This is a genomic window from Sphingobacterium sp. BIGb0165, assembly GCF_024810095.1.
Classification (GTDB): domain Bacteria; phylum Bacteroidota; class Bacteroidia; order Sphingobacteriales; family Sphingobacteriaceae; genus Sphingobacterium; species Sphingobacterium detergens.
In genome coordinates this window covers 275,861-287,828 of sequence record NZ_JANUEB010000003.1, presented here as the reverse complement: position 1 = coordinate 287,828, position 11,968 = coordinate 275,861, and the positions used below count along the sequence as shown (strand labels likewise).

Genomic DNA, 11,968 nt, shown 5'->3' with positions numbered 1-11,968 from the left:
TATGGAACAACAAGCTCCTAAACGCTCCTTATTCAAGAACTGGCTATCCATCCTAGGGCCAGGAATCATTACCGCAGCTTTGGTTTTTGGCCCAAGCAAAATGACTATTACGTCAAAAATGGGTGCTGATTACGGCTTTTCACTCCTTTGGGTTGTGGTTGTTGCCATCTGTTTCATGACAGTCTTCACCAATATGGCGGCACGTATCGGTATTGCCCGTGACGAATCCCTGCTCGCTTTGATTCGTAATAAGTTTGGAAAAACAACAGCCATCATTATTGGTATCGGTATTTTTCTTGTCGCTACCTGTTTCCAATCGGGCAATGCGACGGGGGTATCAATCTCCATCTCAGAAGCAACAGGGACAAATCCCCAAATATGGATTATTGTGTTTAACGTGATCGGTATCCTGCTGCTTTTCTTTAAATCATTTTATGCGCTGCTGGAAAAATTAATGCTGGCACTGATTATTCTTATGCTCTTTGCCTTTCTTTCAACAGCGATTATGATTGAGACTCCTATAGCTGACTTTTTCAAAGGATTTGTACCCAGTATTCCACCAGGCTCGGTAGGTCTGATCATCGCTTTTACAGCTTCTTGTTTTTCGATCGTGGGCGCCTTCTATCAGAGTTATCTGGTGCAATCCAGACGCAAATTATCCAACGATCAGCAGACCACCCAAAGGCAGCTTATGGGAAGCCGGATTGGCATTATTATTCTTGGTATCATGAGTGCGGCGGTGATGGTATGCGCAGCGAACACACTGCATCCTCAGGGTATTAAACTGAGTTCGGCAGCCGAAATGGGCCGTGCCCTGGAGCCACTTTTGGGAACCTACGCTTCGCACCTCTTTTTCATTGGTCTCTTTGGTGCTTCTTTTTCTTCCTTAATTGGAAATGCCGTCCTTGGGGGTTCATTACTCGGTGATACTTTTGGATATGGCAATAACCTAAACCACCCAAAAGTCAAACTGTTCATATCCCTAGTGATGATTTTTGGTTCTGTCATTGCACTTATCTTCGGGAATCTACCCCTAGAACTTATTGTTTTTGCGCAAAGCATCACCATTTTCCTTGTCCCATTTATTGGTATTGTCTTATTTCTTGTCGCTAATGATAAGGAGATCATGGGTGATCTCCAAAACAAACCTTTGACGAAATTGTGGGCGATTTTAGGACTCGTATTGCTCGTCGCCCTCGCTATCAGTAATTTTTACAATTTAATCACATAAACCAGCTATGGATAACAACACTTTAGCAGCTTTAGAGCGGCAGATACTCGCACCATCGGCGGAGCTCATTGAAGACATAAAAAAAATCCAGGGAGATATCCTGTTCTTAGGAATCGGCGGAAAAATGGGGCCAAGTATGGCTAAATTAGCTATTCGGGCGATTAAGGCCGCTGGCATTGAAAAAAAGGTTATTGGCGTATCGCGCTTTTCAACAAAAGAGCTCCAGCAAGAATTAGAAGAAACTGGCATCTCGACTATTGCCTGTGACCTATTGGATCCCGAACAGCTCAAACAGCTTCCACAGGTTCCCAATGTCATCTATCTGGCTGGTCATAAATTTGGCACAACGGGAAATGAAGACTTCACCTGGGCGATGAATACCTACCTCCCCGGAATGGTTGCCTCACATTTTGAAAAATCCAATATTGTGGCCTTTTCGTCAGGAAATGTACTTCCTTTTGTCCCCATCAATCGAGCGGGTGTATCCGAAGAAACTACACCAGAACCTGTGGGTGAATACGCACAGTCTTGTTTGGGGCGAGAACGTATTTTCGAATATTTCGCCAAGAAAAATCATACGCCAACGCTTATCTATCGTTTAAACTATGCTGTTGATTTTCGCTATGGTGTATTGGTTGAAATAGCAAAAGCGGTCAAAGAGCAATTACCCATAGACCTAACAACCGAAAACGTCAATGTAATCTGGCAAGGAGACGCCAATGAAATTGCATTAAGATCCCTGCTTCATTGCCAGACACCAGCCAAAATATTGAATGTAACTGGTCCTGAGATCCTATCTATCCGTTGGATCGCCGAGCGCTTTGCGGAACATTTTAATACCACACCGGTATTTGTAAACCAAGCTGTAGGAACCGCTTTACTCAATAATGCCTCTGAATGTCACCGTCTATTTGGCTATCCAAAAACGACCATCCGGGAAGCCATTGATATTACCGCACACTGGTTAATGAACGGCGGTGAACTTTGGAACAAAGACACCCATTTTCAAGAAAGAAAGGGAAAATTTTAAGGAAAAACAATTATTCTAATGAAAAAATTAGACGCTAATTTACAACAACATCTCTGGGCTGGAACCGTCATCCCCGCTCATCCCCTGGCTCTTCACGAGGATCGTAGTATAGATGAGGAGTCTCAACGTCTTCTGACAAAATATTATATCGCAAGTGGTGCCGGAGGAATTGCCGTCGCCGTACATTCTACCCAGTTCGAAATTCGTGATCCGAAAATCAACCTGTTCGAAACTGTTTTAAAATGGGCTAGCGAAGAGGTGGACAAGGCAGAGCTTCAACGCCCCTTCCTTAAAATTGCAGGTATCTGTGGGCCTACCGAACAAGCTGTACAGGAAGCAAAGACGGCAATAAAATATGGTTATGATATCGGTTTATTGAGCATGGGTGGACTCAACGACTGGACAGAAAAGGCTATACTTGATCGGGTTCGTGCAGTCGCTGCCATCATTCCAGTATTTGGGTTTTATCTCCAACCTTCGGTAGGTGGTCGTATTTTTTCCTATTCCTTCTGGCAGGAGTTTGTTGAGATAGAGAATGTTGTTGCCATCAAATGTGCTTCTTTCAATCGTTACCAAACCTTGGATGTCATGCGTGCGCTCGCAAATTCAAATCGTAGCGATCAAATCGCCATGTATACAGGCAATGATGACAATATCGTCAATGATCTAATGACTACCTATCAATTTCCAGTGAATGGGAAGACGGTTGCTATAGATTTTAAAGGGGGCTTACTAGGGCATTGGGCGGTGTGGACGCAAAAAGCGGTTACACTTCTGGATGAAATTAAGCATTACAAGCGCCATCCTGACAATCAGACAGCAAGCCACCTTTTAAGCAAAGCCATTGCAATAACAGACAGTAATGCTGCATTTTTTGATCCGGCAAACGCTTTTCATGGCTGTATACCCGGACTCCATGAAGTCCTCACACGCCAGGGCTTGATGAAGGGTACTTGGTGTATCAATCCAAAAGAACAACTATCTTCGGGTCAAAAAGAAGAAATTAACCGTGTGTACAGCGATTATCCTGAACTAAACGATGATGCTTTTGTACAGCGCTTCCTAAATTCCAGATAATACCGACAGCTGCAGTCCAAAAATATTTTCAGAATCTTGGTCCAGCAGTATTTCTACAACAATGTTGAGTCATTTTAGGGTCAACATTGTTGTTATTGACGTCCTGAGGTCAGGCTGTTTGATTTTCACAATAATTTGTTTGAATTCTATATATTTTGTATCCATCAATGGAATTATTTTTGTCGACAAATTATCACGATGGAAAAAAACACTAAACCCAGACAATCTTTTGTTCCAACGATACTGGCTTTTGCACTTGTTCCAATTACAGGTCTTGCTACTGATATCTATCTTCCTTCGATGCCTCAAATGGCCTTGGAGTTTGGTCTCAGTGAAAGCCGTATCCAGTTAACATTATCATTGTTTCTAATCAGCTACGGTGTAGCTCAATTCTTTACCGGTGCGCTCGTTGACGCATGGGGTAGATACCGGATCAATCTAATTTCGTTGTTCCTTTTTATCCTTAGTTTTTGGATCACCGCCACTACAAATGATATCTGGACAATTTACTGCATGCGTATTTTGCAGGGTATTCTTTCAGCATTCGTTGTCATTTCCAAACGGGCTTACTTTGTCGATGTGTACGAGGGCGAGCAACGCAAGCACTATCTCAGTATCATGACCATCGTCTGGTCTATTGGACCTATTGTCGCCCCCTTTATTGGTGGATACTTACAAACGCAGTTTGGATGGCGTTCAAATTTTATGGTCCTCGCAGTTTATAGTGCGGTACTTTTTGTCCTGGAATTTATCTTCTCTGGCGAGACAATTAAACAAAGAAAACCGTTACATGTCAACTATCTTATCGGCGAATTTAAAATGATGTTAAAGACAAACGATTTTACTTTTGGCGTGTTGATGTGCGGAATATCTTATGGATTAGTCATGTTTTATAACCTTAGTGGCCCATTTTTTATCGAGCATCAATTGGGTTACGGAGCAATCACGACAGGCTACACCTCACTGATCATGGGATTAGCTTGGATGTGCGGTGGTTTTATTGGAAAAGCGCTGATCAAAAGAGCCTTAATACCGAAGTTGCGAATTGCTAATTTTATCCAGATTATCCTGGTATTATTGATGATTGTGGTATCCCCTTATCAGACAAATTTATATACACTGACGTTCTTCGCATTTGCGGTACATTGTTCCGCCGGATTTATATTCAATAATTATTTCAGTTATTGTTTGGGTCGATTTCCATTGTCTGCAGGAATAGCCGGCGGATTGGTCGGTGGAATTACTTACCTGTTAACCTCCTCCCTGAGTTACGGTACAGTCAGTTTAATCAATCCCTCTTCTCAACTTGAAATCGGATTGGGATACGCCGTATTTGCGGCTTTGGGGCTGCTCACACTTTTTTTTATCAGTAAGCTAGCTAAAACGAATAGGCTATAGCTAAAACACATAAAAGACTTTGTCGATTTTAAGCTACATAATCCAATAAGGTTGCTAATTTATTTTCAGGTGAAGTTTAAAACAGCTATATTTGTACTATCATAATTTAGGTTTATAATTGGTTATTGAAGGTTTTCATTCTCCCCGTTTGAAAACCTTTTTTTATTGATTCGTTTTTTTATTAAGGTATTAATGAACTCGCTACGCCTGGTTTATTGGCTAGAAAGAACCTTCAGTTGATTTTCATGGTTGTTGGTGCTTGTGAGCCCTTAATTATTTTTAACACTAAATTTCTCGATATAGGTACGTGGACTTTCTTTATAGAATTTCTTAAAGGTTTTACTAAAATATTTTGGATCATTGAAGCCTACTTGATAAGCAACTTCGCTAATACTCAATTCACTATTATTCAGCAGTATTTGTGCGGCTTTTTTCAAACGTACCATATTGATAAATTCAACCAGATTCAAACCAGTCTGCTGTTTTATCTTACGGTATAAAACTGATCGGCTCACGCCTATAGCCTTCGTCAGCTCCTGCACACCGAAATCCTCGCAGCCTAGGTTTTCCTCCACAATACGCAATACCTGATCCAAAAAGCGTGTTCTTTCGGTAGTCTCTGTCCCCTGTCCTCCCAAAAGATAATTTTGAACAAATTTTTCCTCCAAACGTTTTCTCGTCTGTATGATGTTTGATATTTTCTGAATCAAATGTGGCATACTGAACGGTTTGGTAATATAATCATCCGTTCCCACTTCAAAAGCCTCGGTGATATAGGGGTCTGCGGTTCGCGCCGTCAATAAAATAACCGGAATGTGATTAGTGCTATTATCATTCTTTATTTGTTGCAACAGTGTTATCCCATCACAGTTTGGCATCGTCACATCTGAAATAATAATATCCGGTTGTCTGGCGTGAACCAATGCCAGCGCCTCGTTTCCATCGTTTGCTTCTAAAACCACATATTTCTTGCGTAGGTTTTCGCAAAGAAAACATCTCAGCTCGACATTATCTTCGGCAACAAGAATAATCGGCTTCTCATCTGCTGTCCGGTCATTTTCAACTTCCACAAGATCCTGATCGTCGACCAATTGAGCATACTGCTCAGAGACATTCGTTTCTTCAATTCCGCTTAACATATCGGTTGTAAATGAAGTATCTATATGTACATTCTGCTGCGGCAGACTGATCCTAAAGACTGTATTATAAGCTAAAGGTTCTGCGGCCATATTACTTTCAACAGTTAACAAGCCGCCATGTAAATGGATAATGGACCTTGACAATGCAAGTCCTATACCGCTACTAGTGGCCACAAAACCCTCGGTGTTTGCCTGATAGAATTGTTCAAATACAAAGGGTATATCTTTTGCGGGGATGCCTCTGCCGGAATCCCAGACGGAAACAAGTAATTTAGCCGCATCGTCATTGCCTTCAAGTTCAACTTGTACTTTTATCCGTCCCCCCTTATCGGTAAATTTAAAGGCATTGTAAATCAGATTGACAAGCACTTTCTCAAACTGCTCAGGGTCAAAATATGCCTGGTAATCGGTGGAAATATTATTCTCAAGAAAAAACTGGATATTATTCTTCTCTGCTATAAAATGGAAATTTAATAAAACGTTTTTAAGATATTCGGATACAAGAACTTTCTGACTGTGCAGCTCCATTTTTCCGCCTTCATGTTTTCGAAAATCAAGTAGTTGATTGACCAAATTCATCAAGCGATCGGCATTTCGTGTGGCGTAGCCCAAATGTTCCTGTGCATAGTCAGATAGCGAATGATCCGTTTTCAATTGATTCAATGGTCCTATAATCAAAGACAGGGGTGTACGGAATTCATGCGAGATATTTGTAAAGAAATTCAGTTTGGCTTCATGCAGTTCCTCCTGCTTCTCGGAAGCAATCTTTCGGATCAAAAGGTCACGTTTTAGCTTATTTCTACCATGAAAAAAACGGATAATCAAGAACACAATAAAACCCAAAATCAAGAAATAACCTGTATAAGCCCACCATGTTTTCCAAGGTGCTGGGAGAATTCTTATTTTTAAAACCCGCGCCTTTTCATTCCAGATACCGTCATTATTTGACCCTTTTATCCAGAGTTCATAATTCCCCGGATCCAAGTTTGTATAGGTAGCGACTGGATTGGTGACATAATTCCATTCCTGATCAAAACCTTTTAAATAATAGGCATAGTTATTTTTTTCAGGATGAACATAATTTAACACACTGAATTCAAGACTGAATACATTCTGATTGTGGTCTAATACCAATTCATCCATCATGGATATGTCCTTGGGGATTACACCATCAATTCCGGGTCTAATGGTACGATTAAACAATTTAAGATCAGTAAACTGTATCGGTGGAACATAGCTATTGACGCTAAGACTGTCTGGATTGAATAGGGTAAAACCAGAAAAGCTACCAAAAGCAAATTTTCCGTCCCGAAGTATGGTGGCCGCATTTTGAATATATTCGTTACCAGGCAAACCATCCACTTTTGTATAACTTCTAACACTTCCTGCTTGCGGATCGAAACAGGTAATCCCTGTGTTTGTGCTTAGCCACAATTTGTTCTTTAGATCACTCAGAATACCAAAAACATTATTGACTGGAAGGCCATTTTGTTCATTGAAACGTTTAAAGGCTTTCTTTTCGGGCAGATAGCGATTTAAACCTCCCATATAAGTTCCAATCCAGATTTGTCCTTTTCTATCTTCGTGAATACTAATAATATCGTTACCACTGATTGAAAGCGAGTCATTTTTGTGATTCAAAAACGATATGAACTTATCAGTACCTGCTATTTTAAGATTTAGTCCATTAGAAGTGCCGATCCATAAATTACCTCTGGAATCCTCCATGAGTGCTCTGACCATATTTGAGCTCAACTGTTTACCGGCAACGTTGAAGGTCTGGAAATAACCTGGTTTTTGATTTTTCCGCTGTACCTGCAAACCGCCACCGAATGTTCCGATCCAAATATCGCCCTGGCGATCCTCCAGTAGCGCATACACGTTATTGTTTGCCAGTCCATTGATGACATTTGGATCAAAACGAAAATGTTCGTAGGTCTGCTGCCCTTTACGTCTTAAATTTAATCCACCATCATAAGTGCCGACCCATAAATTACCCGCCCGATCGCGACAGATAGACTTTACATTATTATGGCTTAGGCTTCCCGCACTACTTTTATCATGTCGCTCGTTAAAAAATGAATTGGTATATCGGTTGAAATAATTCAATCCACCACCCTCTGTCCCAATGACTAGCTCGCCATTTGGATTCTCTAAAAAAGCACTGACAACATTGTAGCTCAAGCTATTTCGTCGAGATTGATGGGTGAAATTTTGGAAATTGGGGATATCTTTATCGTAGATATTAATCCCGCCAAAATAAGTACCGATCCAGATAGAGCCTCTTTTATCCTGAAATATCGGTCGAATGGAGTTGTTACTCAAACTATTGGGATTGTTATCGTCAGCCTGTATAAATAATATTTTCCCGTTTCGGTATAAATAAAGGCCATTGAATGTTCCAATCCAGATGCTCCCATCGTCAGCCTTCTTCAAAGAGCGTACATCCTGATTTGCCAAATTTGCAGCAGGACTATCATCAGTATTCAAAGAAGATACCTCTCCTGTATTTTCATTGATTATTTTTATGCCGTTGTATTTTGTTCCTACCCAAAACACACCAGGAGCAAATTCCAGAACGGCCTGAAATCGTTGATTTACTTTATTAACCAATCCTTTCTGATTGAAATAGGTCCGCAACACTTTCAATCTATTGCCATCCCTGGAAGCTGACTGCATCAGCACGATTGCATCATCTGTACAAAACCATAATCTTTTCTTCCCGTCCTCGTATATCGTTCTAAAATTTCTAAAATACGAGCGGCCATTGCTCCCTTCAACCGTAATTTCATTGAAAACAAGTTCTGCCTCCAAATGAGCACCTTCTTTTATCCGATATAATCCAACATTTGTAGCAATCCAAATTACACCATTTGAATCTTGGAAAATTTGATGCACATTCACTTCTATTTTCCCACTTGTGCTCTCAACTACTGGCAAAGGAATACGCGTAAAATTATCTGCATTCCGATTGTATAAATTAAGGCCGCCTGTTGTCCCTACCCAAAGTCGCTGTTTCTTGTCCTGGGTAATTGCTTGTATAAAATTATGTTCCAGGGAAAGGCTATCCTGCGGATTGCTTCTATAAATTGTAAACTTACGTGCATCATATTTATTCAGGCCATCACGGGTACCAATCCACATAAAGCCCAGGTGATCTTGTTCGATAGCAAAAACACTCCCTTGTGATAAACCTTCGTTTACATCAAGATGTAAAAAACGATAGTTCTTCTCCTGTGCATTAGAAATAGAAAGGACAAACAGCGTACTAAAAACCCAAAGTATACAAATACGTAATGGCATCATGAGGAATATAATTGAAATTGGATACGATAAAAATAATCATTCCATTCTATAAACACCAATAGTTATTTATTTAATCTATCGTTCAATTGTTGCTCATAAAGTGACTCTAAGAGCAATTTTTTATTTTGATTTTCCCAAAAACCGGCAGTCCTGTCTTTAAACCGACCATGATTGTTTTCGCCATTCACCCCTATTGCAAAATTTTGCCCAGAAGCCCAAGGTTGTTGTACGGCCGCACTCTTGACTTTGCAATTCCACAATACCTGTGTCACGCCGGCCCAACCGTGTCCACTGCCCCAGTTACCGCGATCCTGAACATTAATCTCGCCATCGGTTGTAATCTGATCGTACAGGGTGCCTACTGCCCAACGATGATGTGGTCCAATATCCGCATGGGTATTCGTTGCAGTGGACAAGCTAAAAACATTTGGCCCCAAAGTTCTTGCTCCCGTGACATAGTCATGCCGCCCTTCTGTGGTATATAATTGTCTAAATAAATTGAGTTGACCATTGTTAATGAATGAATATCTACGTCCCCCAGTAATTTGAGATTTGGGATCCAGGCATTTCGAATTGATAACGGATGTTTGTTTTGCAAAGGCTCCCAAGCTTACTGCCGCATAACCAAAATAGCGTGCGGTAATGTTGCGTACCCATGCATTCTCAATTTTATCAAACTCAATAGCTATCCAAGCATGATTTTCGTCTGTTTCATTGGCAAATTCGGATTCAAAACGTAGATTTTCAACCCCCACTTCCTGAATACGTCCCGCAAACTTAAAAGGTACGACAGATACTTTACCAAACTGTGGGTCTATGGCCATGACAACTGGATTATCTAAAAACAGCGTGTCTCCACTAATGGAAGAAATAACACGTTCAAATTTTAGTTTATATTCCTTCGTTGTCCATTGTTTTGTTCCTTCCCTTGCTATTATTTGATCCATTTTGACCGCTTTAATCCACGCCGCATTGAGTTCATAAGAAAGGAGTACTGGTGCCCCTTTCTGAAAATCACGACTATCATCGACAACGACATACTTACTTCCGACAGGTATATATATTGCTTCAAGCATTTGTGCTTTAGCCTGATCTTCGACATAGTTTCCGTCACCAGAAATTTTCAATAAGCTACGTTGTTGCTTTCCTGTGGCACGCAATAAGGTTTCACCTTCCGCATCCCCCTCTCCTCTCAACACAATACCACTCGATTTGATCAGTAGACTTCCAGGTATATTGTAAATTCCTTTTTTCAGCGTTATCGCCCCTCTATATCCGTTTTTATCAAGGGTTTTGTTTGAGATTTCATCGATGGCACGTTGTATCATCTGTTGATCAGTTCCATCTGCTGTAGGATGTAACGAAATAGCGCTGGCTACAGTGGGGAGCTGTCGATTTCCTTGATGATAACCAACCCGACTGAAATCAGGGATGATATTTCCCCTATCATCCGGAAAATAGATGAGTTTACCCTCGGGGTCTTTTCGAACCAGGCTAGACTGTGCCCGTCCCGAACGCAAGTTTTCCTCCCGAAGCAAGGCTTCTAAAAAATAGTAATCTGCGTAACTTAATGGCTTATCTACTTCGGTATTGGAGGGTTTTGACCCTGTACTATGCAGTAAAATAAACCCTTTATTTTTATTTGGAGGGGACATATAGTGGTCAATCAGATTAGACATTATTGTCTGCGCTTTGCTCAAATAGTCTTTTCCCTGATTGCTGAATGTACTCAACTCCAATAATCCCGACGCGATCACGGTGGCAGCTGAAACATCCCTCGGTTCATTCGGAATATGAGGTGCATCGAAATCCCAATAAGGGATTAAATCCTTAGGCATACGTGGATGGCCAAAAAGCCAGTACGCAACCTTCTCAGCTTGCTGCAGGTATTTTGGATCGCCGGTCTCACGATAGCACATGGTATAACCATAGAGCGCCCATGCTTCTCCCCGAGCCCAGGTAGACTCATCACTAAATCCTTGATGTGTATTTTTGTGCTGTACTTCACCTGTCGCAGGATTATAGTCAATAACATGATAGGTGCTATAGTCCGACCTAAAGTGGTTTTTCATTGTCGTGTTTGCATGACTTACAGCGATATGATAATAGCTAGAGTCCCCGGTCAATTTTGTTGCTTCAAAAAGCAATTCCAGATTGAGCATGTTATCAATAATGACCGGAAAATCCCAACGATGGCTATTATGATCCCAAGAACGGATGCATCCGACCTTAGGATTAAAGCGTGTTGCCAAAGTTTTAGCGGATTGGATAATGACATCCCGATAATGTGCATTGGCTGTAAGACGATAACCGTTACCAACACTACAGAAAATCTTAAAACCCATATCATGGGTTTTCCCATTATACTGTTCACCTTCTATACCTCCGGTCAATTCACCCGCCAGTTCTTTCCATTTATGTTTTCCGGATTTCTCGTATAAATACCATAAAACCCCAGGATAAAAACCACTGGTCCAATCGCCACGTTTAACGGCCACCAACTCGTTATTTTCGGAGAGTGTACGTGGAGATGCTAATGTAGAATCAGCTTTTTTTAGCAGCTGTAGCTCTTTATAGAGCAATTGCGACTGTCGATCCGCAAGATCCCAGGCTTTTTTCAATTGGTTTGCGTTCTGCGCTTTTGTTTCCTGAATGCCACAAAGGATAGTTGTCAAGCTCAGTATCGAAATAATAAATCGCCTTTTTGGGATAAAACGATTCGAAACATCTCCATGTTTTGACAGCAGCATATTCATATTGAAAATCATATTACATTTAGGTTTGTTT

General features: G+C 41.0%; 6 protein-coding genes. 4 read left to right on the top strand and 2 right to left on the bottom strand.

Annotated elements, in window-relative coordinates; translation table 11 throughout:
- Position 1 precedes the first annotated feature (1 nt).
- The 4 genes from M2408_RS07740 to M2408_RS07725 all read left to right on the top strand — a co-directional run bounded on the left by M2408_RS07740 (position 2) and on the right by M2408_RS07725 (position 4,736).
- The gene (locus tag M2408_RS07740; RefSeq protein ID WP_259180556.1) at positions 2 to 1,231 is read left to right on the top strand and encodes an Nramp family divalent metal transporter; all 1,230 of its coding nucleotides are present in this window, start codon (positions 2 to 4) and stop codon (positions 1,229 to 1,231) included.
- A gap of 7 nt (positions 1,232 to 1,238) precedes the next feature.
- Complete coding sequence (locus M2408_RS07735; protein ID WP_259180555.1) at positions 1,239 to 2,261, top strand: NAD(P)-dependent oxidoreductase; 1,023 nt, start codon at positions 1,239 to 1,241, stop codon at positions 2,259 to 2,261.
- A gap of 18 nt (positions 2,262 to 2,279) precedes the next feature.
- Entirely contained in the window at positions 2,280 to 3,338 is a 1,059-nt protein-coding gene (locus M2408_RS07730) for a dihydrodipicolinate synthase family protein (protein ID WP_259180553.1), read from the top strand.
- A 198-nt stretch (positions 3,339 to 3,536) separates the two neighbouring features.
- Positions 3,537 to 4,736: an MFS transporter gene (locus M2408_RS07725; protein ID WP_120260794.1), complete on the top strand. Its 1,200-nt coding sequence runs from the start codon at positions 3,537 to 3,539 to the stop codon at positions 4,734 to 4,736.
- A 269-nt stretch (positions 4,737 to 5,005) separates the two neighbouring features.
- Here M2408_RS07725 and M2408_RS07720 read toward each other — a convergent pair whose 3' ends face one another.
- Entirely contained in the window at positions 5,006 to 9,181 is a 4,176-nt protein-coding gene (locus tag M2408_RS07720; RefSeq protein ID WP_259180548.1) for a hybrid sensor histidine kinase/response regulator transcription factor, read from the bottom strand.
- Positions 9,182 to 9,243: 62 nt separating this feature from the next.
- Positions 9,244 to 11,949, bottom strand: a complete 2,706-nt coding sequence (locus M2408_RS26305; protein ID WP_310446526.1) for a glycoside hydrolase family 88 protein — start codon at positions 11,947 to 11,949, stop codon at positions 9,244 to 9,246.
- Between the last annotated feature and the right edge of the window lie 19 nt (positions 11,950 to 11,968).

Excerpts from the sequence above, each read along its gene's own strand:
- M2408_RS07740 (WP_259180556.1), top strand. The coding sequence starts at position 2 with ATGGAACAACAAGCTCCTAAACGCTCCTTATTCAAGAACTGGCTATCC.
- M2408_RS07735 (WP_259180555.1), top strand. The coding sequence starts at position 1,239 with ATGGATAACAACACTTTAGCAGCTTTAGAGCGGCAGATACTCGCACCA.
- M2408_RS07730 (WP_259180553.1), top strand. The coding sequence starts at position 2,280 with ATGAAAAAATTAGACGCTAATTTACAACAACATCTCTGGGCTGGAACC.
- M2408_RS07725 (WP_120260794.1), top strand. The coding sequence starts at position 3,537 with ATGGAAAAAAACACTAAACCCAGACAATCTTTTGTTCCAACGATACTG.
- M2408_RS07720 (WP_259180548.1), bottom strand. The coding sequence starts at position 9,181 with ATGATGCCATTACGTATTTGTATACTTTGGGTTTTTAGTACGCTGTTT.
- M2408_RS26305 (WP_310446526.1), bottom strand. The coding sequence starts at position 11,949 with ATGATTTTCAATATGAATATGCTGCTGTCAAAACATGGAGATGTTTCG.